Annotated in this window: 24 protein-coding genes and 2 pseudogenes; 11 read left to right on the top strand and 15 right to left on the bottom strand. The window is 63.6% G+C overall.

Going from position 1 to position 26,777, the window contains the following annotated elements; all coding sequences use genetic code 11:
* Nucleotides 1-59: 59 nt before the first annotated feature.
* The 3 genes from gpt (at nucleotide 60) to DH10_RS09535 (ending at nucleotide 1,684) form a co-directional block, all read left to right on the top strand.
* Complete coding sequence (gene gpt / locus DH10_RS09545; protein ID WP_066998919.1) at nucleotides 60-560, top strand: xanthine phosphoribosyltransferase; 501 nt, start codon at nucleotides 60-62, stop codon at nucleotides 558-560.
* Nucleotides 561-770: 210 nt separating this feature from the next.
* Entirely contained in the window at nucleotides 771-1,259 is a 489-nt protein-coding gene (locus tag DH10_RS09540; protein ID WP_192243622.1) for an NUDIX hydrolase, read from the top strand.
* 113 nt (nucleotides 1,260-1,372) lie between these two features.
* Complete coding sequence (locus DH10_RS09535; protein WP_192243624.1) at nucleotides 1,373-1,684, top strand: PilZ domain-containing protein; 312 nt, start codon at nucleotides 1,373-1,375, stop codon at nucleotides 1,682-1,684.
* Between the two features lie 160 nt (nucleotides 1,685-1,844).
* On the opposite strand, the gene DH10_RS09530 is transcribed toward DH10_RS09535, so the two are convergent.
* From DH10_RS09530 to DH10_RS09515, 4 genes are all read right to left on the bottom strand, one after another.
* Nucleotides 1,845-3,650 (bottom strand): ABC transporter ATP-binding protein, encoded by a 1,806-nt coding sequence (locus tag DH10_RS09530; RefSeq protein WP_192243626.1) that lies wholly within the window; start codon nucleotides 3,648-3,650, stop codon nucleotides 1,845-1,847.
* A gap of 372 nt (nucleotides 3,651-4,022) precedes the next feature.
* On the bottom strand, nucleotides 4,023-4,277 hold the full coding sequence (locus DH10_RS09525; RefSeq protein ID WP_312891178.1) for a GNAT family N-acetyltransferase: 255 nt from the start codon (nucleotides 4,275-4,277) through the stop codon (nucleotides 4,023-4,025).
* A gap of 154 nt (nucleotides 4,278-4,431) precedes the next feature.
* Nucleotides 4,432-6,144: an NAD+ synthase gene (locus DH10_RS09520; protein ID WP_192243628.1), complete on the bottom strand. Its 1,713-nt coding sequence runs from the start codon at nucleotides 6,142-6,144 to the stop codon at nucleotides 4,432-4,434.
* An 83-nt stretch (nucleotides 6,145-6,227) separates the two neighbouring features.
* A complete protein-coding gene (locus DH10_RS09515) occupies nucleotides 6,228-6,941 on the bottom strand; it encodes a DNA-3-methyladenine glycosylase I (RefSeq protein WP_192243631.1) in 714 nt (237 codons plus the stop codon).
* An 88-nt stretch (nucleotides 6,942-7,029) separates the two neighbouring features.
* Here DH10_RS09515 and DH10_RS09510 point away from each other — a divergent pair, with 88 nt between their 5' ends.
* Both DH10_RS09510 and DH10_RS09505 read left to right on the top strand, forming a co-directional pair.
* Complete coding sequence (locus DH10_RS09510; RefSeq protein WP_192243634.1) at nucleotides 7,030-7,590, top strand: DUF1003 domain-containing protein; 561 nt, start codon at nucleotides 7,030-7,032, stop codon at nucleotides 7,588-7,590.
* Nucleotides 7,590-8,198: a DedA family protein gene (locus tag DH10_RS09505; protein ID WP_192243636.1), complete on the top strand. Its 609-nt coding sequence runs from the start codon at nucleotides 7,590-7,592 to the stop codon at nucleotides 8,196-8,198. Before DH10_RS09510 ends, DH10_RS09505 begins: the two co-directional genes overlap by 1 nt.
* 22 nt (nucleotides 8,199-8,220) lie before the next feature.
* Here DH10_RS09505 and DH10_RS09500 read toward each other — a convergent pair whose 3' ends face one another.
* Nucleotides 8,221-8,580 carry a diacylglycerol kinase gene (locus DH10_RS09500; protein ID WP_192243638.1) on the bottom strand — a complete coding sequence of 120 codons (360 nt, stop codon included), beginning with the start codon at nucleotides 8,578-8,580 and terminating at the stop codon, nucleotides 8,221-8,223.
* 77 nt (nucleotides 8,581-8,657) lie between these two features.
* Nucleotides 8,658-9,077, bottom strand: coding sequence for a GFA family protein (locus tag DH10_RS09495; protein WP_192243640.1), 420 nt, complete (start codon nucleotides 9,075-9,077; stop codon nucleotides 8,658-8,660).
* Between the two features lie 322 nt (nucleotides 9,078-9,399).
* On the opposite strand from DH10_RS09495, the gene DH10_RS09490 reads away from it, so the two are divergent.
* The 3 genes from DH10_RS09490 (at nucleotide 9,400) to DH10_RS09480 (ending at nucleotide 11,660) form a co-directional block, all read left to right on the top strand.
* Complete coding sequence (locus tag DH10_RS09490) at nucleotides 9,400-10,470, top strand: GGDEF domain-containing protein (RefSeq protein WP_192243642.1); 1,071 nt, start codon at nucleotides 9,400-9,402, stop codon at nucleotides 10,468-10,470.
* 85 nt (nucleotides 10,471-10,555) lie between these two features.
* A complete protein-coding gene (locus DH10_RS09485) occupies nucleotides 10,556-10,933 on the top strand; it encodes an antitoxin Xre/MbcA/ParS toxin-binding domain-containing protein (protein ID WP_059185195.1) in 378 nt (125 codons plus the stop codon).
* Nucleotides 10,893-11,660, top strand: coding sequence for an RES family NAD+ phosphorylase (locus DH10_RS09480; protein WP_192243645.1), 768 nt, complete (start codon nucleotides 10,893-10,895; stop codon nucleotides 11,658-11,660). The genes DH10_RS09485 and DH10_RS09480 overlap by 41 nt, the downstream gene beginning before the upstream one ends.
* Before the next feature lies 1 nt (nucleotide 11,661).
* On the opposite strand, the gene DH10_RS09475 is transcribed toward DH10_RS09480, so the two are convergent.
* A complete protein-coding gene (locus DH10_RS09475; protein ID WP_192243647.1) occupies nucleotides 11,662-12,366 on the bottom strand; it encodes a hypothetical protein in 705 nt (234 codons plus the stop codon).
* On the opposite strand from DH10_RS09475, the gene DH10_RS09470 reads away from it, so the two are divergent.
* On the top strand, nucleotides 12,352-12,513 hold the full coding sequence (locus DH10_RS09470; RefSeq protein ID WP_192243649.1) for a hypothetical protein: 162 nt from the start codon (nucleotides 12,352-12,354) through the stop codon (nucleotides 12,511-12,513). The two genes, DH10_RS09475 and DH10_RS09470, sit on opposite strands and share 15 nt — an antisense overlap.
* A 26-nt stretch (nucleotides 12,514-12,539) precedes the next feature.
* Here the strand turns inward: DH10_RS09470 and DH10_RS09465 are convergent, their stop codons facing one another.
* The 3 genes and pseudogenes from DH10_RS09465 to DH10_RS09455 form a co-directional block, all read right to left on the bottom strand.
* Complete coding sequence (locus DH10_RS09465; protein ID WP_192243652.1) at nucleotides 12,540-13,913, bottom strand: class II 3-deoxy-7-phosphoheptulonate synthase; 1,374 nt, start codon at nucleotides 13,911-13,913, stop codon at nucleotides 12,540-12,542.
* Nucleotides 13,914-14,342: 429 nt separating this feature from the next.
* Nucleotides 14,343-17,839: pseudogene (gene mfd / locus DH10_RS09460) on the bottom strand (transcription-repair coupling factor).
* Nucleotides 17,840-17,852: 13 nt separating this feature from the next.
* Nucleotides 17,853-18,140 carry an FAD assembly factor SdhE gene (locus DH10_RS09455; RefSeq protein ID WP_192243656.1) on the bottom strand — a complete coding sequence of 96 codons (288 nt, stop codon included), beginning with the start codon at nucleotides 18,138-18,140 and terminating at the stop codon, nucleotides 17,853-17,855.
* Nucleotides 18,141-18,230: 90 nt separating this feature from the next.
* On the opposite strand from DH10_RS09455, the pseudogene recG reads away from it, so the two are divergent.
* Nucleotides 18,231-20,338: pseudogene (recG, locus tag DH10_RS09450) on the top strand (ATP-dependent DNA helicase RecG).
* On the opposite strand, the gene DH10_RS09445 reads toward recG, so the two are convergent.
* The 5 genes from DH10_RS09445 to DH10_RS09425 form a co-directional block, all read right to left on the bottom strand.
* A complete protein-coding gene (locus DH10_RS09445) occupies nucleotides 20,290-21,045 on the bottom strand; it encodes a DUF502 domain-containing protein (RefSeq protein ID WP_192243660.1) in 756 nt (251 codons plus the stop codon). The pseudogene recG and the gene DH10_RS09445 overlap by 49 nt on opposite strands.
* A 105-nt stretch (nucleotides 21,046-21,150) precedes the next feature.
* Complete coding sequence (gene glmS / locus DH10_RS09440; protein WP_192384627.1) at nucleotides 21,151-22,974, bottom strand: glutamine--fructose-6-phosphate transaminase (isomerizing); 1,824 nt, start codon at nucleotides 22,972-22,974, stop codon at nucleotides 21,151-21,153.
* A gap of 232 nt (nucleotides 22,975-23,206) precedes the next feature.
* A complete protein-coding gene (gene glmU / locus DH10_RS09435) occupies nucleotides 23,207-24,574 on the bottom strand; it encodes a bifunctional UDP-N-acetylglucosamine diphosphorylase/glucosamine-1-phosphate N-acetyltransferase GlmU (protein ID WP_192243664.1) in 1,368 nt (455 codons plus the stop codon).
* 145 nt (nucleotides 24,575-24,719) lie between these two features.
* Complete coding sequence (locus tag DH10_RS09430; RefSeq protein WP_246505816.1) at nucleotides 24,720-25,016, bottom strand: SRPBCC family protein; 297 nt, start codon at nucleotides 25,014-25,016, stop codon at nucleotides 24,720-24,722.
* 222 nt (nucleotides 25,017-25,238) lie between these two features.
* On the bottom strand, nucleotides 25,239-25,985 hold the full coding sequence (locus DH10_RS09425; RefSeq protein WP_192243667.1) for a cytochrome c biogenesis CcdA family protein: 747 nt from the start codon (nucleotides 25,983-25,985) through the stop codon (nucleotides 25,239-25,241).
* Nucleotides 25,986-26,148: 163 nt separating this feature from the next.
* Between DH10_RS09425 and DH10_RS09420 the strand changes: the two genes are divergently transcribed.
* The gene (locus DH10_RS09420) at nucleotides 26,149-26,526 is read left to right on the top strand and encodes a COG4315 family predicted lipoprotein (RefSeq protein WP_192243669.1); all 378 of its coding nucleotides are present in this window, start codon (nucleotides 26,149-26,151) and stop codon (nucleotides 26,524-26,526) included.
* The last annotated feature ends 251 nt before the right edge of the window (nucleotides 26,527-26,777 follow it).

The following is a 26,777-nucleotide window of genomic DNA, read 5'->3' as shown; positions in this document are numbered from 1 at the left end:
TCCGCTTGCATTCCATCGTATTTGCGCGCAGAGGCGCGCGCTTGCGGAGTGCGCGAACCATGTCCCTTCCCGAAAAAGCCTTTCCGGTCTCCTGGGACCAGTTCCACCGCGATGCCCGCGCGCTCGCCTGGCGCCTTTCCGGCACCAACAAAGGCCAGTGGAAGGCGATCGTCTGCATCACCCGGGGCGGCCTGGTGCCCGCCGCGATCATTTCGCGCGAGCTTGGCATCCGCGTCATCGAGACGGTCTGCGTCGCCTCCTATCACGACTACACGAGCCAGGGTCAGTTGCAGGTGCTGAAGGAAATCTCCCCTTCGCTTCTTGCCGATGACGGCGCCGGCGTGCTCATCATCGACGACCTCACCGATACCGGCAAGACGGCAGGCATCGTGCGCGCAATGATGCCGAAGGCGCATTTCGCCACCGTCTATGCCAAGCCGAAGGGCAGGCCTCTGGTCGATACATTCGTCACCGAGGTCAGCCAGGACACCTGGATCTACTTCCCGTGGGACATGGGCTTCACTTACCAGAAGCCGATCGCCGATGATCACGCCGGCTGATTCGTTGGAAGTCGCCATTTAGGTCCAGCGCCCGCTGACGAGCATTGATTGCTGCACAAATAAAGCCGTCGGGCACGATATTTCGTAAAATTAACCCGCCTGGGTCGAACTTAACCAATCCGAGTGAAGTTTTTTACTTTTATTGTCCACAATACGTCGTAAGATTCGTTTGACGGCAAACGATTCTGGAGGCTGGGAGCAGCTTCTACGATGTTGACGAGGCCAACGACGCACAACCAAATGGCCGAAAGAGTCCGGCGACTCTTCGGCACGGCGCCCTGCCGCCTGCAGGTTGCAGCCTTGCCTTGGCGCGAAAATGAGAACGGCGTCGAGATCATGCTGATCACCAGCCGCGATACCGGGCGCTGGGTGCTGCCGAAAGGCTGGCCGGAAGCCAGGGAGCCGCTATGCCAAGCCGCCGCCCGCGAAGCGGGCGAAGAAGCGGGATTGCACGGCACCGTCTCGCATCTTGAAGTCGGTCGCTATTTCTACGCCAAGGTCCTGGCATCCGGCGAGGAAGTGCCTTGCGAGGTTCTGGTGTTCCCGCTCGAGGTCGACCGCGTCGCCGACCGCTGGAAGGAAAAGCGCGCGCGCACCCGCAAATGGGTCGGCTCGGCCGAGGCCGTTCGTATGGTCAACGAGCCCGACCTTTGCCAGATCATCGCCTATTTCTGCGCCGATCCGCATAAATTCGCCTGAGTCATCGGTCACATAATCGAATATGCAACCCGACGGCATGCCGCGCGTTGCGGTGCGCGAGCATCGGTGCTTTGTTGTTATTGCAGTGCCGATTCGGCTAATGGCGTCGATCGATGACGAACTCCGCGCAACCACTCGAAGAAAACTCCGGCGAACACCGGCGTGAGCACCGCCAGCGCGTGCTCAAGGGCGGGACGATCATCACCGGCATCCAAAATTCAGAGGTGAGCTGCACCTTGCGGAACCAAAACCCGGGCGGCGCCGAACTGAAAGTCGCACCGGAATCACGCGTTCCCGATCGTTTCCTGCTCTACGTTCCGGTCGATGGTGTGGCCTATCGGGCGGAAGTCCGCTGGCGCCGCAACGACCGCGTCGGTGTGAAGTTCACCGGGATCGAGCCCAAGCCCAAGCTGCACTACGGCTGAGGGCAATAGTGCATGTCGCGCAAAAGTGTGCAGCGGTTTTGCGAAAACGACATGCATAAAAACAAAGACCTAAAGCGCGTCGTACGAATCCGCTTCAGCGCGAAGCGCTTTAGGCAGCCGGCCGAAGCCGGATGCCTGTTTTTTCAGATGCTCATCTGTTTCACATGACGAGCCCTTTGGTCAGTTCCAGCGCCTGGCGCTCGAACAACCGCCGGTAGATCCCGCCGTTCAGCCGGATCAGCTCGTCATGCGATCCTTCCTCGATGATGCGGCCACGGTCGAAGACCAGCAACCGGTCGAGCGCCCGCACAGTGGAGAGCCGGTGCGCGATGACCAAAGTCGTGCGCCCGACCATCAGCCGCTCCATCGCCTTCTGGATGAGCACTTCCGATTCGGAATCGAGGCTGGATGTCGCCTCGTCCAGGATCAGGATGCGCGCATCGGCCAGGAAGGCGCGCGCGATCGCCACGCGTTGGCGCTCGCCGCCCGACAGCTTCACGCCGCGCTCGCCGACCAGGGTTCCGTAGCCTTTGGGCAGGTTGGCGATGAAGTCGTGCGCGCTGGCGAGCTTCGCCGCATGCTCGATCTCGGCCTGCGTGGCGCCCGGCCTGGCATAGGCGATGTTCTCGGCCAGCGACCGGTGGAACAGGATCGGCTCCTGCTGGACGATCGCGATCTGGCTGCGCAGCGATGCCTGCGCAACCTGTGCGATGTCCCGGCCGTCGATCAGGATTCGGCCCGCATTCACGTCATAGAGGCGCTGGATCAGCTTGACGAAGGTCGTCTTGCCCGATCCCGAATGCCCGACCAGCCCGATGCGTTCGCCCGCCGCGATCTCGACCGAGAAGTCGCGGTAGAGCGGCAGCCGGTGGTTGCCGTAGTGGAACGTCACCTTGTCGAACGCGATGCGGCCGTCGGTGATCCGGATCGGCGCCGCACCGGGCCGGTCCTCGATGCCGAGCGGCTCCGACTGGAAGTCGACCAGTTCCTCCATGTCGTTGATCGAGCGCTGCAGGTTGCGGATATGCGTGCCGATATCGCGCAGATAGCCTTGCAGGACGAAAAACGAGGTCAGCACGAAGGCGATATCGCCGGCGCTTGCCTCGCCCCATGCCCAGAGCATGAGCGCGAGGCCGATCACAGCCGCCCGCATCAAGAGCAGCATCGTGCCTTGCGTGGTGCCGTTGAACGTGCCGCGCACCCAGGTGCGGCCCGTGCGCAGGCGCCATTTGGCCACGACCCCGGCAAGGCGCACCTCTTCGCGGCTCTCGGCGCCAAAACCCTTGACCACCGCATTGCAGCTTACCGCGTCGGCCAGCGCGCCGCCGAGGCGCGTGTCCCAGCTGTTGGCAAGGCGTGCCACCGGCGCGACATAGCCGAGCGACAACATGGCGGTGACGGCGATGAACAGCACCGAGCCAACGGCGACCACCAATCCCATCATCGGCCAGAACCAGCCAAGCAGCAGCGTCGACCCGACCAGCATGACGAGCGACGGCAGCAGCGCGATCAGGATCGTGTCGTTGAGCAGGTCGAGCGCCCACATGCCGCGCGTGATCTTCCGCACGGTCGAGCCGGCAAAGCTGTTGGCGTGCCAGTCCGTCGAGAAGCGCTGGACGCGGTGGAAGGCGCCGGCGGCGATGTCCGACATCATCTTCAGCGTCAATTCGACGATCCACATGAAGGCGGCGTTGCGCAGCACGACGCCGGCCAACGCCAGCGCCATCAGGATGGAGAAGGCCGTCATTGCGGCGTGCCAAGCCGCCTCGTCGGCGCTGGCGCTGCTGGCGACCGCGTCGACCAGCCGGCCGGAATAGAGCGGCGTCAGCACGTCGGCAAGCGTCGAGAGCAGGAATGCGCCCATGATGAGCGACAGCCGCCACGGCTGGCGGCGCCAGTGGCCAAACGTGAAGCCGAGCACGCTGCGAAAGGCGCTGGCGCGCAGATCTATTCTGAAACGAGCCATGATGTCATCCGGGCGCAGACAGGCCCGGTCCCAGTAAAGTCAAATTGGAAACCCGCGGCGGCGCCTGATGGCGCCTGGGAATGAGGTTCGGTATGGTTGGGCGCCCGCCCCGAGGCGGCGACCGACAGCGGCAAGGCTCGTTCTGCGTCTGGCTTTCCGAAGGGACTTCGGACGGCCGGTGCAGACCTAGGCTTCGCGGCCTCGCATAACGATGTCAAATCCTGGCATACGGTCCTCCCGAAAGGGAATCGCGGAATGGCCCTTATAGGGGCGGCTCATCGCCTCGCCAAGGCGGGCTGTCCCCAAAACGACATCTGGTCCAAGCACTGGTACTATTTTGCAACAACGGCGGGTTGTGCCATCCCCGCGCATTCAGGCGGCGGGCTTGCGCTCCAGCCGCATATAGCGGCCATCGATCTTGAACCCGAACTTCTCGTAAAGGCTGTGGGCGTCGTTGGTCGAGAGGCTCCAATGCGAAACGGTCTTCCGCGCCTGAACGAGCCGCTTGCCGATGCCTTGCCCACGATGCCCCGGCCAGATGATGACGTCGGCAAGATAGGCAAAGACCGTATAGTCGGTGATCGCGCGGGCGAAGCCGACCTGCTTGCCGTCGATATAGGCGTCCACGCAAAACGAACTGGCGAGGCACGATGATGCATCTCATCGCTGCGCGCGCTTCCCCAATAGCTCGCCATCAACTGGTCCGAAGTCGCCCGGAAGTCGATCCGCGACAGGTCGAAGCTGATTTCAACGTCACGCATAGGCATGTGGCGGGGATACGCTAGCCGCGATCCCGGAACCGGTTGGTGATCGGGTAGCGGCGGTCGCGGCCGAAGTTCTTCCTTGTGATCTTCACGCCCGGGGCCGCCTGCCGGCGCTTGTACTCCGCGATATAGAGCAGATGCTCGACGCGCGTCACCGTCGCCCGGTCATGGCCGCGCGCGACGATGTCGTCGACACCCATCTCGTTCTCGACCAGGCATTCGAGGATGTCATCCAGCACCGGGTAAGGCGGCAGCGAATCCTGGTCGGTCTGGTTTTCCCGCAGCTCCGCCGACGGCGCCTTGTCGATGATGTTCTTCGGAATGACTTCGCCCGATGGGCCGAGCGCCCCCGGCGGCACATGCGCGTTGCGCCAACGCGACAGCGCATAGACCTGCATCTTGTAGAGGTCCTTGATCGGGTTGAAGCCGCCGTTCATGTCGCCGTAGAGCGTGGCGTAGCCGACCGACATCTCGCTCTTGTTGCCTGTCGTGACGACCATCGAGCCGAACTTGTTCGAGATCGCCATCAGGATCGTGCCGCGCGCGCGGCTCTGCAGATTTTCCTCGGTGATGCCCTCCTGGGTGCCCTCGAAAAGCTGGGTCAGCGCATGCTTGAAACCTTCGACCGGTTCGGAGATCGGCACGATGTCGTAGCGGCAGCCGAGCGCGCGGGCGCAGTCCTCGGCGTCCTTCAGCGAGTCTTTCGAGGTGTAGCGATAGGGCATCATCACGGTGCGCAGCCGCTCCTCGCCGAGCGCATCGACGGCCAATGCCGCGCAGATCGCGGAATCGATGCCGCCGGAGAGGCCGAGCACCACGTTCTTGAAGCCGTTCTTGTTGACGTAGTCGCGCAAGCCCAGCATGCAGGCCCGGTAGTCGGCCTCGTCCCGTTCCGGGATTTTCGACATCGGGCCTTCCGAGCAGACCCAATGGTCGGAATTATTTCCATTTCGCGCGCCTGCGGCGACGCGGCTTCTCTTCCATGTGGTGACGTCGACCGCTTCCTCGAACTGGCTCATCTGGAAGGCAAGCGTCTTGTCGGCGCCGATGCCAAACGACGCTCCGTCGAAGATGAGCTCGTCCTGGCCGCCGAGCTGGTTGGCGTAGACAATCGGCAAGCCGGTTTCGATAACCTGGCGGATGACGACCTGATGGCGGACGTCGATCTTGGCGCGGTAGTAGGGCGAGCCGTTCGGCACAAGCAGGATCTCGGCACCGCTTTCGGCCAGCGTCTCGCAGACCGCGATGTCGCCCCAGATGTCCTCGCAGATCGGGATACCGATGCGCACGCCGCGGAAATTCACCGGCCCTTGCAGCTCCGGCCCGGCCTGGAAGACGCGCTTCTCGTCGAACTCGCCATAGTTCGGTAGGTCGAGCTTGTAACGCTCGGCGATGATCTTGCCGCCATCGGCGAAGACGATCGAATTGTGCGTGCCGCTCTTGCGCTTCAGCGGCGTGCCGATGATGACGCCAGGACCGCCGTCGGCCGTGTCCCTGGCGAAATCCTCAGCCGCTTTTTCGCAGGCTTTCAGGAAGGCCGGCTTCAGCACCAGGTCTTCCGGCGGATAGCCGGCGAGGAAGAGCTCGGTGTAGAGCACGAGGTCGGCGCCTTGGCGCGCCGCATCCGCCCTCGCCTCGCGCGCCTTGGCGAGGTTGCCGGCGACGTCGCCGACAGTCGGGTTCAACTGGGCGACGGCGATGCGCAGGATGTCTGGTGCGGTCTGGGTCATGCAGTGGGTTTAGCGTGGCCGAAATCGCCGGGCAATGGCGATTGCTTGTACCAAATCCGCAGCGCGCACGAATGCGATCAGACCTAATCGTTCATGTACTCGCTTAGTGCCTCCACGGAGCGGTTCTCACCGATCGACATGGCAAGGATGCGCGAGATGTGCCGACGGGGCAGCCCAGTTTCAGCCGCCCATTGGTTGATCTGCACCTGGATCTTGTCGAGGTCTCGCTTCGAGGTCGGGCTTTCGGCGATGTCCAGGCCGGCGTCGCGCAACGCCGCCGCCATGTCGGCGGAAAGGACGAAGGTGTCCCACTCCAGCCAGCGCAGGAAATACTGGCCGGTGTTGCCGCCGAGCCGGCTTCCGTGCTTGCCGAGATAGGCGGTCAGTCCAACCTGGTCGTCGGCCGGCCATTCGGCGAGGAACTTGCCGAAGCCGCCATGCTCCTTCGAGACGCGGTCGACGAAGGCGGCATTGTCACGCACGGATTTGATCTTCTGCGGGTTGCGCACGATGCGCTTGTCGGACGCCAGCTCGTGCCAGAAATCGTCCGGCTGGAACAGGAGCCGCTTCGGCTCGAAACCGAGGAACGCCTCCTCGAAGCCCGGCCACTTCTGCTCGATGACGCGCCAGACGAAACCGGCGGCAAAGATGCGCTCAGCCATGGTGGAGAGGATGCGGTCATCGGGGACTTTCGCCACAGCCGCATTGTCGGGCATCGGCCCAAGCAGCGACGCCAGCGCCTCTTCACCGCCCTTGCGCTTTGCCGCCCGGGCACGAATTTTCTGAAAATCAGCCATTATGGTCCTCGCAAGTCGCGTGAATCTACCACTTCCCGTTCCAACCGGCAGCCTCTACGTCTATCGCAGACGCTGACGGAGGCGACACATGAACAAGACAGTCGAAGATCTGGCAAACCGCTGGCTGAATCGGAGACCAGATGCGTTGAGTAACATCGAGAGCCGGGTGCTGCAAAGCGCGCTCGATCGCACCACCATCTCGAAGGACACCAACAAGGCAGTCGCTTTCCACCAGACGTTCGGTGACCGGGTAGCCGACACCATCGCCCGCATCGGCGGCTCGTGGTCCTTTATTCTCGGCTTCATCGCCTTCCTGATCCTGTGGACTTTCGGCAATGTCTGGTTGCTGACGCGCGATGCCTTCGACCCCTACCCGTTCATCTTCTTGAACCTCGTGCTCTCCATGGTCGCCGCCCTGCAAGCGCCGGTGATCATGATGTCGCAGAACCGCCAGACCGAACGCGACCGCATCGACGCCGCCCATGACTACGAAGTCAACCTGAAGGCGGAGATCGAGATCATGGCCCTGCATGAGAAGCTCGACGAGTTGCGCCACAGCGAGATCATCGGCATGCGCGACGAGATCCTGCGCATGGCCGAGCAGATCAGGCGGATCGACGAGAAACTGTCGGCGCGATCGGCAAGCTGATGACCGAGGCCATCCATCGTCTCATCGAGCAATACGGGCTGATCGCGGTCTTCCTCGGCTGCGTCGCCGAGGGCGAAAGCGCCGCCATCCTCGGCGGCTTCTTCGCGCACCAGCAGATATTCGTGCTCTGGCAGGCGTTCATGGCCGCGTTTCTCGGCGCCTTCGCCGGCGATACGTTTTTCTTCACCCTCGGCCGCAGCTTTGCCGATCATCCCTATGTTGTCAGGCTGCGCAAACGGCCAGGTTTTCGCCGCGCCTACCGGCTGCTCAACACCCATCCCAACATCTTCGTGCTGACGAACCGCTATGTCTACGGAATGCGCCTTGTCGGCGGCATCGCCGCCGGGCTGTCGACCGTGTCGGTGCCGCGCTTCGTCATCCTGAACGCGATCTCGTCGGCGGTCTGGGCGACCCTCTTCGGCACCGTCGGCTATGTCTTCGGGCTGGGCGCGGAGCGCATGGTCGGCCAAGCGTTTGCCCGCCACGAGCGCCTGCTCATCGCCCTTGCCGTTGGCATCGCCGTGGCCGTCCTTGCCTGGCTGGTTGCCCACCACTTTGCCCGAAGAGAACGTATAAAGGATGCAAGAGAGGATCAGGCGGAATCCTAAGCTGTCGGATCCGTGCCTACGGTCAGATCGGCGCGCCAATGATGCGTTCGATTATCGCGAGACCCCAGACACCGCTCGCGATCACGATCGAAATCAGCACGGCCAGCGAGCCGCAGTCCTTGGCGAGCTGGATGTCGATGTGGAACTCGCGGGAAATCGCGTCGCACGCCGCCTCGATGCCGGTGTTCAGCACCTCGACCATGATCATCAGCAGAACCACGCCGATCAGCAAGGCATAGCCGCGCCAGGACACCGAAATGAACCAGCCGGCCGGCAGAGCGAGCGCAAACAGCATCAGCTCCTGCTGGAACGCCTTTTCATGAGCAGCCAGCTTGCGGAAAGCCCGCACCGAATTGATGAAAGCGTCGATCAGCCGCTGCATACCCGGTCCCGTTTCGAATCACCGTCAGGGGATATCGCAACGGCCGGAGCAAGGGAATAAGGCAGCGGCTCCAAAAATCATTGGTCCGCGACCTTTATCGACGGCGTCGACTTCTCGAACTGCGGCAGTCCGTCGTCGATCGCGTAGTAGTCGCCTTTGTCACCGACGAAGATGTGGCTTTCGGCCGAAAGACCCGTCGGCTTGTCGAACGAGCCGGCCATGATCGAGATGGTGTCAAGCTCGTTGTGCTTCCAGAACATCACCGAACCGCAGCTGCGGCAGAAGCCGCGTTTCGCAACGTCGGAGGCGCCGTACCAGGTGAGCGCGTCGGCTCCCTCTATGTCGATCTCGGCATCTTTTGAGGCGGTCGCGGCAACGAAATGGCCCGTTTGCTTGCGGCATTGCGAGCAATGGCAATAGACCACTCCACGCAACGGGCCCCTCGTCCTGAAGCGCACCGCCCCGCACAGGCATGATCCACTGTGATTTTCGTCCATTCCGGGCCTCCTTCGACGTCGTTCGCCTCGATCGTGCCGGACAAGATTCCAGTTCTGCGGCTGTCAGGCGCAGGCAAATGCGACACCGAAAAGGCGCCTTTCAAAAGTCATGTCCGCACCGAATTGCAGCCTATGGTAGCAGAGACAATGAGGAAATGCAGGCCATTAAGGAAACTTTAGCTCAACTGCATCTATGATTCCTGCAAGCGAAGGTCGTGTTGGGGACGCGCCGTCGCATTCGCAATTCTGATTCAAATCCCCGTATAGGCGGCTCCCGGCGGTGGCAGGTCTCCGGTCGCACTGAAGGGGTAGTGAACAGACCATGCAGCCGGCAGCCGTCCCGACCGACAGAAATAGCGACATCGCCAGCACCGTTGTGGCGACCATGCGCCAGCTCGGCGTGCTCGGTCTGCCGCGCAACTACGAAATCTTCTACGAGGCGCTTAGCGGCAGCAATCACGAGCTCAGTCTTGCCGTCGTCTCGTTGAGCAACCGGCCGACGCAGGAGGAGCTCGACGGCATCGGGCGCACCTTCTTCCCGCAGCACCACGGTCCCGCCATCGTCGAGCACGCCCGCGAGATGGTCGCCAAGGAGCTCGAGGACATCGCCGCGCTGCTGCGCAGCGAGCGCACCCACGTTGAGAAGTACGGCCGCATCCTCGACGAGACGTCGAGCGGCCTGAGCAACCGCAGCCTGCTCTCCCAGGATCTGTTGCAGAAGATTGCCGGCGCCATGTCGGCCGCCACCAGCTCGACGCTGGATCACAACCGCCATATCTCGAGCACGCTCAGCGAGAAGACCGCCGAGCTGGAGAGCGTCAAATCGAAGCTGGAGGAATACAAGCGGCTCGCCGATACCGATCCGCTGACGCAGATCTGGAATCGCCGCGCCTTCGACAAGGAAATCACCCGCATCTACAACAGCAACCGCGGTATCCTGTTCAACGCGCTGATCCTTGCCGATATCGATCGCTTCAAGGATATCAACGACCGTTACGGCCATCCGGTCGGCGACAAGATCATCCAGATCATCGCCGAGATCTTCCAATCCAGCATCCGCGCCGACATGTTCGTGGCGCGCACCGGCGGCGAGGAGTTCGCGCTGATTGTCGAAGGCGCCAGCGAGGATACCACCTACGAAATCGCCGAGCGCATCCGCGTGCTGATCGAACAGACGCCGTTCACCAGCAGCCAGACCGGAATGAACTACGGCACGGTGACCGTCTCGATGGGCATTTGCATGGCTTCCGAGGCCGACACCCCCGAAGACCTCTACACCAAGGCCGACCGCGCGCTTTACCGCTCCAAGGTCAGCGGCCGCAACCGCGTGACAAGGCATTCCACCATGGCCGGCCGCGCCGGCAAGGGTTGGCTGCTCTATAAGAAAGACTGACATTTCGGCGGGCGGATTCGGGCCGATCCCTTTCCAAATGAATTTTTGTGGACTATATTTTCCACAGAAATGAAAGGGTGCGCTTATGCAACGTCCAGTCGCCGCCGCGACGGCGGCGGAAAATGCCGTCATCACCAAGGCCACGCTGCGCGCGGCCGACCTGCTCGACATCACCGCGAGAACGCTGGCGCTGGTCATCGGTGTCTCGGAAGCGACGGTCTCGCGCATGCGCAAGCAGGAATTCCTGCTCGAGCGCGGCACCAAGCCGTTCGAGCTTGCGGTGCTGTTCGTCCGGCTGTTCCGTTCGCTCGACGCCATCGTCGGCGGCGACGAGACGGTCGCCCGGGCATGGCTGAAGAACCCAAACACGGCGCTCGACGGCACGCCGCTCGAAAAAATCCTGACCATTGCCGGACTTGTCGATGTCATCGCCTACCTGGACTCCCGACGCGCTCTCGTCTGAGGCGGTCGGGCTCGAAGGCAAGTATTGGCGGATGGTCGAGGCGCAGCACCGCGTCTCGACGCTGAAGCTCGTCGACGGGCTCGACGAACAGGGCTTGCTGGAGGACCTGATCGAGGAGACCAAGCCGCAGATCCCGCTCGAATGCCGCCATCTTCACTACCTTCTGGCGACGCCCTTCCGCTACGGCTCGATCTATCCGTACGGCTCGCGATTCCGCCGCGCGGGCAAGACCAAAGGCGTCTACTACGCCGCCGAGACGGTGCTGACGGCGGTGGCGGAGATGGCCTTCTACCGCTGCCTGTTCTTCGCCGATTCGCCGCAGACGCAATGGCCGAATGACGCAGCCGAATACACGGCCTTTGCCGCGGCGATCAGATGCGACAAGGCCGTCGACCTCATCCGGCCGCCGCTCGACCGCGACGAGAAGGCATGGACGGATCCGACCGACTACTGCGCCTGCCAGGCCATCGCGGACGTCGCGCGCGAGGCCGGGATGCGGGCGATCCGCTACCGATCGGCGCGCGACCCGAAGGGCGCCAACATCGCGCTTCTGACCTGCAAGGGTTTTGCTAAGGCCAAGCCGCTGGAACCTCACACCTGGCGCATCCGCATCGGTTCGTTCGGCGTCCAGGCGATTTGCGAATTTCCGGACAAGCGGCTGGAATTCTCAAGGACGAGCTTCGTCGATCCGCGGCTGACGAACATGCGCTGGGAGCGCGGGCGTTGATTTAAGCCAAAATGTTCACAGCACGCGCGGCCACCAGCGCGATGGTCAGCAGCGAGATCATCGCCTCGGCCATCATCAACAGCTTGGCGCGCTGGGTGAGCGGCAGTGTGTCGGTCGGCGAGAACGCCGTCGCGTTGGTGAAGGCCAGGAAGAAATAGTCGACGAAGCCCGGCAGCCAGTCCCTGGTTTCGCGATCGGGCAGCGTCATTTGCGGGAACAGGAAGTCGGCATGCGCGCGCTTGACCAGGCCGCAGGTCGGCGGCCCGCCGCGATCAGTGTTCCAGAACCACAGCGCGAAGACGATGACGTTGGTGACCCAGATGTTCAGCGCATCGACCAGCAGCGTCGTGCCGGCGCCGGCATGGCCTTCGAGCAGCTTCTGGACCAGCAAGACCAGCGAGCCGCAATTCATGATGCTGATGACGCCTGTCATCACCAAGGCTGCACGGCGGATGAAGACACGAAACCGGCCGATCGCATACCAATGTTCATGGTCGACGGCCTTCTGCGTCGCCATCTGCGTCCAGGCCGTTGCGATCGACAACGGCGCGAGCAGCGCCGCTTCGATTGCCGGAGCCAGCCAGCGCGGACCGAACGATAGGTCGTTGATGACGAGAAGCTGCAGGCAGATGACGACAAGCACCGCCGCCCGCGCCGACCAGAAATCGATCGCGCGGTGATGGATGATGGCATGCTCGTGACGCATTGTGACAAGAAGGAACCGGGTTGGCGGGCGCGCACGCTTCACGCCAATCTTGGTTTTGCAATGGACGTCCCCGGACACATTTTCGTAATCGCTCGCGTGACCACGCCGACCGAAAACGAAAAGGCGCCGGATTTCTCCGGCGCTTGATCGACAAAATCGGATTGGAGGCAGGCTCAGGCGCTGGCGGCCTGCTTGTGCTGGACCGTGTGGCTTTTCTTGAGCAGGTCCGAGACCAGGAAGGCCAGCTCGATCGCCTGGTCGGCATTGAGGCGCGGATCGCAATGGGTGTGGTAGCGGTCCTGCAGGTCTTCCGCCGTGATGGCGCGGGCGCCGCCGGTGCATTCGGTGACGTTCTTGCCGGTCATCTCGACATGGATGCCGCCCGGATGCGTGCCTTCGGCGCGATGCACCTCGAAGAAAGTCTGCACTTCCTTGAGAATCCGGTCGAACGGCCGCGTCTTGTAGCCCGCCGCCTCGATCGTGTTGCCGTGCATCGGGTCGGACGACCACACCACGTTGCGGCCTTCCTTCTTCACCGCCCGCACCAGCTTCGGCAGGTGTTCGGCGACCTTGTCGGAACCGAAGCGCGCGATCAGCGTCAGCCGGCCCGGCTCGTTCTCGGGATTGAGCAGGTCGATGAGTTCCATGAGGCCATCGGGCGTCAGCGACGGGCCGCATTTCAGGCCGAGCGGGTTCTCGATGCCGCGGCAATATTCGACATGCGCATGGTCGGGCTGACGGGTGCGATCACCGATCCAGATCATATGGCCGGAGGTCGCGTACCAATCGCCGGAGGTCGAGTCGACGCGGGTCAGCGCCTCCTCATAGCCGAGCAGCAGCGCCTCATGGCTGGTGTAGAAATCGGTCTCGCGCAGCGCGAAGTTCGTCTCGGAGGTGATGCCCACCGCGCGCATGAAATCCATCGTCTCGGTGATGCGGTTGGCGAGCGACTCGTACTTTTCGCCCTGCGGGCTGTCGGCGACGAAGCCCAGCATCCAGCGATGCACATTCTCCAGGCTGGCATAGCCGCCCTGCGCGAAGGCGCGCAGAAGATTGAGGGTGGCCGCCGACTGTCGGTACGCCATCTCCTGCCGCGCGGGATCCGGGATGCGCGAGGAGGCGTCGAATTCGATGCCGTTGATGATATCGCCGCGGTAGCTCGGCAGCGTCACGCCGCCTTTGGTCTCATTGTCGGACGAGCGCGGCTTGGCGAACTGGCCGGCGACGCGGCCGACCTTCACCACCGGCTGCGCGCCGGCGAAGGTGAGCACCACCGACATCTGCAGGAAGACGCGGAAGAAGTCGCGGATGTTGTCGGCGCCGTGCTCGGCAAAGCTCTCGGCGCAGTCGCCGCCCTGGAGCAGGAAGGCCTCTCCGGCGGCGACCGCCGCCAGCTGCTTCTTCAGCTTGCGCGCCTCGCCGGCAAAAACCAGCGGCGGGTAGGTGGCGAGCCGCGCTTCCGTGGCCTGCAGCGCCGCAAGGTCCGGATAGGCCGGAACCTGCTTGATCGGCTTTGCTCTCCACGAATTCGGCGACCATTTCGTCATCGTTGCACCCAAACGCCCTTCCAGAGCAATTCCGGGAATGTGACGTTTCCGTCCGGAACTGCGTCAAAAACAGATGACCAGGCACCCTCGCCCGCGTCTTCAGCCCCGATATGGGGTGGCGGCTCCTTACACGAAGCCGATTTCCTATTCTAGCCGGGAATTTCAGCAGTGGCGAATGCCTTCGCCTGCCAAGGTAGGTCGAGATTCAGGTCAGGCCGAGCGGGAGTCGAAGACGGGCGCGAAGCGACCAAACTGGGTGGGTTCCGAGAACCGGAGCTGAGCGTACCTGAAAGTACGTGAGCACCGGCCTACGCCGGCCGTAGCACTCATGAGTGGCGTGGCAGTTAAATTAAGGCTACGGCCGGCGAAGGTCGGAAAGCGCAGGAAGGCGCCATTTGCAGGCCGGCCTCACCTGAATATCGACCTGCCTTAGGCGGCTTTGTCGACGAGCCGCGCCAACTGCGTCATCACCACTGCCGATCCCGCCAGGCGCTTCTCCGCGTTCGGCCAATCGCGCATGAAGACGACGCTGTGGTCGGCCCTGATCTTGGCCAGCGAGCCCTGTTCGCCAATGAATTTGACCAGCCCGACCGGGTTGGGAAACTCGCGCTTGCGGAAATGAATGACGACGCCCTTGGGGCCGGCGTCGAGCTTCTCGACATTGGCCTTGCGGCAGAGCGCCTTGATGAAGACGATCTTCAGGAGATGCGTGACTTCCTCCGGCAGCGGTCCGAAACGGTCGATCAGCTCGGCGCCGAAGGCATTGATCTCCTCGGTGTTTTCGAGGTCGCCGAGGCGGCGGTAGAGCGCCATTCTGAGCTGCAAATCGGGCACATAGCTTTCCGGAATCATCACGGCCGTGCCGACCGCGATCTGAGGCGACCAGCCGCCGTCCTGCACTTCGCCCGAATCCTTCACCTCGGCCACCGCCTCTTCCAGCATCTGCTGGTAGAGCTCGAAGCCGACCTCCTTGATATGGCCGGACTGTTCCTCGCCGAGAAGGTTGCCGGCGCCTCTGATGTCGAGATCGTGGCTGGCAAGCTGGAAGCCGGCGCCGAGCGTGTCGAGCGACTGCAGAACCTTCAGCCGGCGCTCGGCCGTGTCTGTGAGCTTGCGGTTTGCCGGCAGCGTGAACAGCGCATAGGCGCGCACCTTCGAGCGGCCGACGCGGCCGCGCAGCTGATAAAGCTGCGCCAGGCCGAACATGTCGGCGCGATGGATGATCAGCGTATTGGCGGTCGGAATGTCGAGGCCGGATTCGACGATGGTCGTCGACAGAAGCACATCGTACTGGCCGTCATAGAAGGCGTTCATGATGTCGTCGAGCTCGCCGGCTGGCATCTGGCCGTGGGCGACCGCCACTTTCAGCTCCGGCACGGATTCCTTCAGGAAATCATGGATTTCGGCAAGATCGCTGATGCGCGGCACGACATAGAAGGAATGGCCGCCGCGATAGCGTTCGCGCAGCAGCGTCTCGCGGATGACCAGCGGATCGAAGGGCGAGATGAAGGTGCGCACCGCCATGCGGTCGACCGGCGGCGTGGCGATCAGCGACAGTTCGCGCACGCCGGTCAGCGCCAATTGCAGCGTACGCGGGATCGGCGTCGCCGACAGCGTCAGCACATGCACGTCGTTCTTGAGCTCCTTCAGCCGCTCCTTGTGCTTGACGCCGAAATGCTGCTCCTCGTCGATGATCAGGAGCCCCAGATTCTTGAACGAGATCGAGCTGCCGAGCAGTGCGTGTGTGCCGACCACGATATCGACCGTTCCGTCGGCGATGCCCTTCTTGGTCTCGGCCAGTTCCTTGGCGCCGACTAGGCGCGAAGCCTGCGCGATGCGGATCGGCAGGCCGGAAAAGCGCTGCGAGAAGGTCTTGAAATGCTGGCGGGACAGCAGCGTCGTCGGCACCACGACAGCGACCTGAAACCCTTCCATCGCCGCGATGAAAGCGGCGCGCAGCGCCACTTCCGTCTTGCCGACCCCCCCCCCCCGCCCCCCAGCCGGTCCATCGGCTTGCCGGCGCCGAGATCGTCCATGACGGAATCGATCGCCGTCTGCTGGTCGTCGGTCTCCTCATAAGAGAAGCGCGCGGCGAACTCGCCATAAAGGCCGTCGGCCGGGATCATGGCAGGAGCGGCGCGCATCTGCCGCTCGGCGGCGATGCGGATGAGCTGTCCGGCCATGTCGAGCAGGCGCCGCTTCAGCCGCGCCTTGCGCGCCTGCCAGGCGCCGCCGCCGAGCTTGTCGAGCGTCGCTTCCGCCGAATCCGAACCGTAGCGCGACAGGAGCTCGAAGTTCTCCACCGGCAGGAACAGCCGGTCGTCGCCGGCATAGTGGATCTCGAGGCAGTCATGCGGCGCGCCAACCGCCTCGATGGTGCGCAGGCCGACGAAACGGCCGATGCCATGGTCGGCATGGACGACGATGTCGCCGGAAGACAGCGACGACGCTTCGGCGATGAAATCGGAAGCCTTCTTCTTGCGCTTCGAACGCCGGATCAGTCTGTCGCCGAGAATGTCCTGCTCGGCGACGACGACCATGTCGTCGGTCTCGAAGCCGGACTCGAGCGGCAGCACGGCGAGGCCCGCCTGCCCCGGCTCGAGCTTTTCAACCTCGGCAAGCGTGGCGACGGGTTTGAGGTTGCCGAGATGGTGTTCGGCGAGGATCTGGCTAAGCCGGTCGAGCGAGCCCTCGGTCCAGCCGGCGACGATGACGCGGCGGCGCGCGGCGCGCTCGTCGGCAATATGCTTCACCACGACATCGAAGACATTGATGTTGGGATCGGCGCGCTCTTCGGCGAAGCTGCGGCCGTGGCGCGAGCCCGCGTGGAATACTTTCTTGCCACCGACATCGGGCGCATCGAAGACGGTGAAGTCGATGTCCTCGCGCGGCCCGAGTGAAGCGCGGAGGTTCTCCGGCGAGAGATAAAGCAGGTCCGGCGCCACCGGCTTGTAGGGCACCGCATCCTTCAACGCGCTGTCGGCCTGTTTCCGGCGGGCTTCATAATGGTCGAGTATCAACTTGTGGCGCTCAGCCAGCGCCTCATGCGCCAGATGGTCGAAGACGACAGGCGCATCCGGCAGATAGTCGAACACCGTCTCCAACCGCTCGTAGAAGAACGGCAGCCAATGCTCCATGCCGGCAAAGCGTCGGCCCTCGCTGACCGCCGCATAGAGCGCGTCGTCGCGCGACGGCGCGCCGAAAGCCTCGATATAGGAGCGGCGGAAGCGGCTGATCGTATCCGGCGTCAGCGCCACCTCGCTCATTGCCTGCAGCGCCATCGACTTGCGCTGGCCGGTTGTGCGCTGGGTCGCCACGTCGAAGACGCGGATCGATTCCAGCGTGTCGCCGAAGAAGTCGAGCCTCAGCGCCTCGCTCCAGCCGGGCGCGAAAAGGTCGAGGATGCCGCCGCGCACCGCGAACTCGCCGACGTCGCGCACCGTCGGCACGCGCTCGAAACCGGAATTCTCCAGCCGCGCGATCAGCACGTTCATGTCGATCTGGTTGCCGGGCTTGGCATGGAAAGTCTGCGCTTCGATCAGCCCGGCCGGCGGAATGCGCTGCAAGAGCGCATTGGCGGTGGTGAGGATCACGGCGCGATGCGGCTTCTTGGCGAGCGCAATGATGGCGGAAAGCGCGGCGAGCCGCCGCGCGGCGGCATCCGCGCCAGGCGAGACACGGTCGTAAGGCAGACAATCCCAGGCAGGCAGTTCCAGCACCGGCAGTCCGGGCGCCGCGAACGCGAGCGCATCGATGATCGCCGGCAGCCGCTGGCCGTCGCGCGCGACGAACAGCACCGGCTTGTCGGGTGCGATCTCCTGCGCCGTCTGCACCAGCGCGAAGGCTTCGTAGCCGTCGGCGACGCCGTCGACGATGAACTGGCCGGCGCGGCCCTTGGGCAGGCCGATTGAAGGAATGAGGCTCATGCTTATGCGTTTTTCAAAATGTCATGGCCCGGCGCGACGCCAGGATCTTCCGCAGCACCGCGCAATCGACATCGGACGGAACCGGACGTTCGCCGGTGATCATCGGCAGGAATTCGGTATCGGGAATTTCGAGGAGCTTTTCATATTGGTCGATTTCGTCGCCGGTCAAGGCGCCGATCTCGGCATCGGCAAAGGAACCGAGGATCAGGTCCATCTCGCGCATGCCGCGATGCCAGGAGCGGAACAAAAGCTTACGCCGCCGGGCGTCGAGCCCCTCGCTTGATCGCTGTGTTCCGGTCATCGCCGCATCCCTGTTCGAGCGGCGCATATAGCGTGGATAGAGGGCGGTGTCAGCCTTTGCGCTGCGGCCGTCGCGACATAAGCTGACAGCATGCGTCCCTCCATCCTCGATCCATTGTTCGTCCCGATCACCTCGCTTGCCGGCGTCGGCCCGAAGGTTGGCGTCCTGATCGAAAGGGTCGTGCCGGCCGATCTCGGCGACCGTCCCGCGCGCGCGGGCGACCTTCTGTTCGTGCTGCCCAACACAGTGATCGACCGCCGCAACCGGCCGGGCATCGCGCTCTCGGCCGAAGGCCAGATCGTTACGCTCGAAGTCCGGGTCGACCGGCACCAGCCGCCGCCGCGCGGCAACAGGTCCGTGCCTTACCGTGTCTATGCACATGACGACACCGGCGAGATCGCGCTGACATTCTTCCAAGCCCATGCCGCCTATCTGCAAAAAATGCTGCCCGAAGGCGAGCGCGTCGTCATCTCCGGCCGCATGGAATGGTTCAACGGCCGCCCGACCATGGTCCATCCCGACCATATCGCCCCGCTCGATGAGGCCGAGGGTCTGCCGCTGGTCGAGCCGGTCTATCCGCTCACCGCCGGACTATCGGCGAAAGTGCTGCGCCGCGCCATCGGACAAGCGCTCGGCCGCTTGCCGGAATTGCCCGAATGGCAGGACGACGCTTTCATGCGCCGCCACACCTTTCCGTCTTTCGGCGATGCGCTCACCCGCATCCACAATCCGAAGGACCCGATCGACGTTGCCATCGAAGGGACGGCCTGGCGGCGCCTGGCTTACGACGAGTTCCTGGCCGGACAGGTGTCGCTGGCGCTGGTGCGAGCGAGAATTCGCCGCCTGTCGGGCCGGCCGCTGGTCGGCGACGGCCGCGTCGTCGAAAAACTGCGTGCCGCCCTGCCCTACAAGCTCACGCATAGTCAGGAATTCGCGCTCGGCGAAATCAACGCCGACCTCGCCGATCCCGAACGCATGCTGCGCCTGCTGCAGGGCGATGTCGGCTCCGGCAAGACGGTGGTCGCGCTGCTTGCCATGGGACGCGCGGTCGAGGCCGGTGGCCAGGCAGCGCTGATGGCGCCGACAGAAATCCTGGCGCGCCAACATCTGGCGACGATCGCGCCGCTGGCGGAGAAAGCCGGGCTGCGCGTCGCCATCCTTACCGGCCGCGAGAAGGGCCGCGAACGCACCGAGACACTGGAAGGGCTTGCCGGCGGCGTGATCGACATCGTCGTCGGCACGCATGCGCTGTTCCAGGAAACGGTGACGTTCCACGACCTCGTGCTTGCCGTCGTCGACGAGCAGCACCGGTTCGGCGTCCACCAGCGCCTCGCCATCACCGCCAAGGGCGACGCGCCCGACATGCTGGTGATGACGGCGACACCGATCCCGCGCACGCTGGTGCTCACCGCCTTCGGCGACATGGATGTCTCGAAACTCACCGAGAAGCCGGCCGGCCGACAACCAATCCGCACCGTGACCTTGCCGCTGGAGCGGCTGGACGAACTGGTGGGTCGCATGCGCGACGCCGTCGCCGAAGGCCAGAAGATCTACTGGATCTGCCCGCTGATCGAGGAATCCGAAGAGATCAAGCTGATGTCGGCGGAGGACCGTTTCGCCTCGCTGAAGCCGCTGTTCGGCGATCAGATCGGCCTGGTTCATGGGCGCATGAAGGGCGCGGAAAAGGACGAGGCGATGCGCGCCTTCAAGCAGGGCGAGACGCGCATCCTGATCGCCACAACCGTCATCGAGGTCGGCGTCGACGTGCCGGACGCGACGATCATGGTCATCGAGCATGCCGAGCGCTTCGGCCTTGCCCAGTTGCACCAGTTGCGCGGCCGGGTCGGGCGTGGCGATCGGCCCTCCTCTTGCGTGCTGCTCTACAAGGATCCGCTCGGCGAGACGGCGAAGCGCCGGCTTTCGGTGATGCGCGAGACCGAGGACGGCTTTCGCATCGCCGAGGAGGATCTGAAGCTGCGCGGCGAAGCGAACGGCGGGCCCCCCGCCAGTCCGGCGCGCCGGGCTTCCAGGTGGCGCGCATCGAGTTCCATGCCGACCTGCTCGAAGGCGCGCGCGACGACGCGCGGCTGATCCTGTCGCGCGATCCGGAACTGCGGTCCGAGCGCGGCGAGGCGCTTCGGCTGCTGCTTTACCTGTTCGGGCGCGACGAGGCGGTGCGGCTGCTGCGCGCCGGCTGAGCAGCGCCGATCGCCGGATTGGCGAGCGCCCCCTCGATGGGCTCGCCGTTCAGCGTCACCAGCTTGGCCTTGACCTCCGGCGCCACCATGCCGGCTGAAACGATCAGCTTGGCGCCGTCCTCGATGCTCATATCGAGTGGCACGATCTCGGATTTATGCACATACATCAGGAAGCCTGTGGTCGGGTTCGGCGTGCAGGGCATGAACACCGCAATCAGCGGATCGCCTTCCTGGTCGAGCTTCTGGTTGATCTCGGTTTCCTTTTCGCTGGCGACGAAGACCAGCGACCAGACCCCTTTTCGCGGATATTCGACCAGACCGACCTGGCGGAACATGTCGCCCTTGTTCGACAGCACCGTCTCGAAGATCTGCTTCAGCGAGCCATAGATGCCGCGCACCAGCGGCATGCGGCCGAGCAGCCGCTCGCCGAAATTGACGATGGCGCGGCCGACGATGTTTGCCGTCAGGAAGCCGATCAGCGTGATCAGGATGAGCGCCACGATCAGCCCGAAGCCGGGGACCGGGAACGGCAGATAGGTATCCGGGTTGTAGCGCGCCGGAATATAAGGCTTCACCCAGGAATCGACCCAGCCGATCAGGGACCAGGCGATATAGGCGGTGATCGCCAGCGGCGCGCAGACGACGAAGCCGGTCAGGAAATAGTTCCTGAGCCGGGTCATGCCAGAGGTCTTCAGGGCGTCGGACATGGGGTCACCGCGGCGCAGGTTGCACGCCAAGATTAGTGAACCGCGAGCCGGTTTGGAACTGCGAAGTTTTTAAAGAACGCCTAGGTTGAAAAGGCGTATATCCGGTTATTCCACTGTGACCGATTTCGCCAGATTGCGCGGCTGATCGACGTCCGTGCCCATGAAGACGGCGGTGAAATAGGCCAGCATCTGGATCGGCAGCGCGTAGATGATCGGCGAAATGATCTCCGGCACGTCGGGCAGGATGATCGTCTCCATCGTCTTGATGCCCGCCTGGGCGGCGCCCTTGGCGTCGGTGATGAGGATGATCTTGCCGCCGCGCGCCGCCACCTCCTGCATGTTCGACACCGTCTTTTCGAAGATACGGTCATGCGGCGCGATGACGATCACCGGCATGTTCTCGTCGATCAGCGCGATCGGCCCGTGCTTCAGCTCGCCGCCGGCATAGCCCTCGGCGTGGATGTAGGAAATTTCCTTGAGCTTCAGCGCCCCTTCCATGGCTAAAGGGAAGTTGGTGTCGCGGCCGAGATAAAGCACGTCCTTGTAACGGGAGAGCTCGCGCGAGATGCGCTCGATCTGCTCGTCGAGCTTCAGCACCTGGGTGGCGAAGCGCGGCGCCTCGGAAAGCTCACGCACCAGCTGCTTTTCCTGCTCGCGCGAGATCGTTCCGCGCGCCACGCCCGCCCGCACGGCGAGCGAAGCCAGCACGGACAGCTGGCAAGTAAAAGCCTTGGTCGAGGCGACGCCGATTTCCGGCCCGGCAAGCGTTGGCAGCACGACATCGGATTCGCGGGCCATGGTCGATTCGCGCACATTGACGACCGCGCCGATCTTCATGCCGGCCTGGCGGCAGTAGCGCAGTGAGGCCAGCGTGTCGGCGGTCTCGCCCGACTGCGAGATGAAGAAGGCCGCGTCGTTCGCCGACAGCGGCATCTCGCGGTAGCGGAATTCCGAGGCGACATCGATGTCGACCGGCAGCCGCGCATAGCGCTCGAACCAGTATTTTGAGATCAGTCCGGCCAGATAGGCGGTGCCGCAGGCGGAAAGCGCCAGCCGGCCGATCTTGGCGAAATCGAAGGGCAGGTCGAGCGGCTTCGACACGCCGGCGACGAAATCGACATAGTGCGCCAGCGTGTGCGAGATCACCTCCGGTTGCTCATGGATTTCCTTCTCCATGAAGTGGCGGCGATTGCCCTTGTCGACCATGAAGCTGGTCGACAACGACTGCTGACGCCTGCGCTCGACCTGGTTGCCGTCGATGTCGTAGATCGCCACGTTGTTGCGACGCACCACCGCCCAGTCGCCATCCTCGAGATAGGTGATGGAATTGGTGAAGGTCGCCAGCGCAATCGCGTCCGAGCCCAGGAACATTTCGCCGTCGCCGTGGCCGACGGCCAATGGCGGACCGTTGCGGGCGCCGACAATCAGGTCCTCGTCGCCCTTGAACATGATCGCCAGCGCGAAGGCGCCTGCGAGCCGCTTCAGCGCCTGGTGCGCGGCCTCCACCGGCTTCAGCCCCTTGGCGATCTCGCGCGACACCAGATGGGCGACGACCTCCGTGTCGGTCTGCGAGGAGAACGCATAGCCATCGCGGGTCAGTTCGTCGCGCAGCTCGGCGAAATTCTCGATGATGCCGTTGTGGACGATGGCGACGCCGTCGGAAAAATGCGGATGCGCATTGGTCTCGTTCGGCACGCCATGGGTCGCCCAGCGCGTGTGGCCGATGCCAATCGTGCCTTCCAGCGGCTCTTCCTTCAGCCGGCGCTCGAGATTGATCAGCTTCCCTTCGGCGCGGCGGCGGCCGAGTGCCCCATTCTCAATGGTGGCGACGCCTGCCGAGTCGTAGCCGCGATACTCCAGCCGCTTCAGGGCATCGACGATAAGCGGCGCGACCTGCGAATGGCCGACAATTCCAACGATACCGCACATGCGCTGCCCCCGATTCCCTGCGGAAACCCAGCGCTATCTAGGGATTGCCGGCCTGCCGCGAAAGTCACTTTGCGTTTCGTTCCGTGTCAGCGGAACGGTGTTTGCACCGATGCACCATGACAGGCCGCGCTTGCAATCCGGTTACCGCAATTGGTTGGTTTTTTCGCGGCGCGGTCCTCGATTGTTCATCGTTGGCGCCAGTGGCGCCGGCACGGAAAACGCCCTTTGACGATCATTCCGCTGCATTTTTCTTCGCCGTCGCGGCCGAGGCGAAGCGTTGCCGCAGCTCCTTGCCCTTGCCGGGCAGCGTCTTCTGGCGGGCGCGGCCAAAGGCCAGCGCATCGTCGGGCACGTTTTCGGTGATGACGCTGCCTGAAGCGATGTAGCCGCCCTTGCCGATGGTGACAGGCGCCACCAGCGACGAGTTCGAGCCGACAAAGGCGCCCTCGCCGATGTCGGTGAAGAATTTCGAATAGCCGTCGTAATTGCAGGTGATGGTGCCGGCGCCGATATTGGCGCCGGCGCCGACGCGTGCGTCGCCGATATAGGTCAGGTGGTTGACCTTGGCGCCCTCCTCGATCGTCGCCTGCTTGACCTCGCAGAAATTACCGACCTTGGCCTTTTGCCTGAGATCGGCGCCCGGCCGCAGCCGCGCGAATGGCCCGACATCGCAATTGGAGGCGATGGTGGCGCCCTCAATATGGCTGAAGGCATGGATCTTGGCGCCCGAGGCGACCTTGACGCCCGGCCCGAACCAGACATTCGGCTCGACAATCGTATCGGCGCCGATTTCAGTGTCATGCGAGAAATAGACAGTCTCCGGCGCAATCAGCGTCACGCCCGCAAGCATCGCCTCGCGCCGCCGGCGCGCCTGCCAGATGGCTTCCGCCTCGGCGAGCTCGGCCCGGTTGTTGATGCCGAGCGCGCTCTCAAAGCTCGCCTCCGTGGCCACCACGTCGAGGCCCTCCGCGCCGGCGATCTCGACGATGTCGGTGAGGTAGAACTCGCCCTTGGCGTTGTTGTTGCCGACCTTGTCGAGCAGCCGAAGCGCATGCTTGCCGGCCACCGCCATCATCCCGGCATTGCAGAAGCCGATCTTCTTCTCCGCCTCGGAGCAGTCCTTCTCCTCGCGGATGGCGACCAACTGGCCGTCCTTCTCGATCAGCCGACCGTAGCCGGTCGGATTGGGTGGGCGGAAGCCGATGACCGCGACGGCGGCGCCTTGCGCCAGCTTCTGCCGCGCGGCCACCAGCGCTCCGGCATCGATCAGCGGCGTGTCGCCGAACATGACGAGAATATCGTCGTAACCCTTTGATATCGCTTCGCGCGCGGCAAGCACGGCATGCGCGGTGCCGAGCCGCTTCTCCTGCACGAAGGTCTCCGCTTTCGGCGCGAATTTCCGCGCCGCCTTCCTCATCTCCTCGGCGCCGTGACCGATGACCAGCGACAGGCCCGTCGCCCCGGCCGCCTCGGCGGCCTTCACGACATGAGCCACCATTGGCAGACCGGCGATCGCATGCAGCACCTTGGGCATCGCGCTTTTCATGCGCGTGCCTTCGCCGGCGGCGAGGATGACGGACAGGCAGGATCTCTGGCTCATAAGGGCGACCGTACGAAAAGCGTTTGAATCAATGCATGTTAGCAGTGCAGCTCATGCTGCACCAATGCGGTTAAATTCCGGTGAGATGGTTGAGCCGCCGACTCTTAATCTGCGGTCCATTGGAGGAGAATCCGGCAATCATCCCCTACAACAGGCCGTGCCTCTTGAATTCCGCCTGCTCATCGCCGGCGATCCAGCCAAATACCTTCAAGCGGCCGTCGCGCCGTTCGACGAGATAATCGACCTCGAAATCGATCGTCAGGCGTTCCTTGTTCTTGCGTTCGTATTCGCCCGACCATTGCACCTTGGCTACGCAATGATCCTGATCGATGGGCGTTACCGAGACATCGGCGCATGTCATCGTCTTGCTGCCCATCGCCCGATAGGAGTCAAAACCCTTCTTCATCATGTCCCGCAACTGCTGGCCATTCTCGCCGACCATGACCCTGCCGGCGTCACGGAGACAAAGCCGGTCGAATACATGTTCCCGAGTCTTGCAGGTTGACGTCGCCGGCGATTGCGTCGTTGTAGACCTTCTCATAGCCCTTGAAGAATTTCTGAGCGTCAACCTTGGCTACCATCCTCACCTCGCCGCATTTTAAGGCCGTGCGCCTGCGCACAAACGCCAGGTCTCAGGCATCGTTCCGGATTGACGTCGAATGAGTCAGCCCAACCTTCCCAGCGCCGGAAAATTCTCCAGCAGCCAGTACGACGCGCTTTGCACGCCGCCGGTCAGGAAAAACACGCCGGCGACGACCAGCAACGCGCCGATGGCTTTTTCGACGCGGCCGAGATGGACGCGGAATTTTCCCAGGAAGCGCATGAAGGCGCCGGAAAACAGCGCCGCGATCAGGAACGGAATGCCGAGGCCGAGCGAGTAGGCGGCAAGCAGCAGCGCGCCCTCGCCCACCGTCTCGCGCCCGCCGGCCAGCGTCAGGATCGGTCCCAGCACCGGACCGATGCAGGGCGTCCAGCCGAAGGCGAAGGCCAGTCCCATGACATAGGCGGCGATCATGCTGGCCGGTTTGCCCTGCGACTGGAAGCGCGCCTCGCGCGACAAAAGCGGGATGCGCAGAATGCCGAGGAAATTCAGCCCCATGATGATGATCAGCGCGCCGGCCACCATCGCCAGTTGTTCCTGCCATACCCGCAGCAGGCGGCCAATGGTCGAGGCACCCGCGCCGAGCGCGACGAAGACGGTGGAGAAGCCGAGCACGAAGGCTAGCGAGGCATAGAGCAGTGCGCCGCGCGCGCCTTCGCGCGCCGTCACGCCATGATTTCCGCGGAAATCGTCGACCGAGACGCCTGCCATGTAGCAGAGATAGGGCGGCACCAGCGGCAGTACGCAAGGCGACAGGAACGAGATCGCCCCCGCCCCGACTGCGCTGACATAGCCGATGTCCAATGCCATTTCGACCCCGATTGTGCTGCCGCCGATATAGCGATGCGTGAGCCTCCGTGCCAATCACCATTGTGTGGCACGTGGTCGCCCGGCAGAGGAAGAAACGGCCTCCCTCACGCGTTGATTGCACAGCGCGCGATTGCGGCGTGCTTGTTCTCAGGGAGAGATTGTCATGAAATCGATTGCACTCGGGCTCGCGGCCCTGTTGCTCGGCACTGTTGCATCCCACGCCGCCGAGGCGTGGAAGGAGGCCGAAGTCGGCGGCAAGAAAATCTATACCGATGCCATGGGCATGACCCTTTACACCTATGACAAGGACGAGAAGGGCAAATCCAACTGCTACGACAAATGCGCCGCCAATTGGCCGCCGCTGAAGGCCGAGGCCGGCGCCAAGGCCGACGACGAATGGACGATCGTCGATCGCACCGACGGCACCAAGATGTGGGCCTATGACGGCAAGCCGGTCTACACCTTCGTCAAGGATAAGAAGGCCGGCGACATGGGCGGCGAAGGCGTCGCCGGCGCCTGGCACGTCGTCGCGGCCGACTGAGTTTCCCGGTCTGGCTGCCGGACATCTTTCCGCCGGCAGCCAACCCGGTTGCGTCCCCGGTTGCGTCGTTGACGGCGCTTGCCTCGATATCGGTTCTGTCGCTCAGTCGACTCGCGTCAGCAGTAGCCCGATCATCTTCCCGCGGTCCAAGACACGACCCGCCACGCTCCAAAAATGTGATCTTCGCCATACACTCTAAGAGTGTATCGCTGGCGGCGGGCCGGCAAATTGGGTTCTTCCCCTTGACCGAT

Origin of the sequence: Mesorhizobium silamurunense (assembly GCF_014843825.1) — a bacterium.
In the GTDB taxonomy this organism is placed as follows: domain Bacteria; phylum Pseudomonadota; class Alphaproteobacteria; order Rhizobiales; family Rhizobiaceae; genus Mesorhizobium; species Mesorhizobium silamurunense.
Note: the sequence above shows the minus strand (reverse complement) of the source record. Positions and strands in the feature narration are given on the sequence as shown.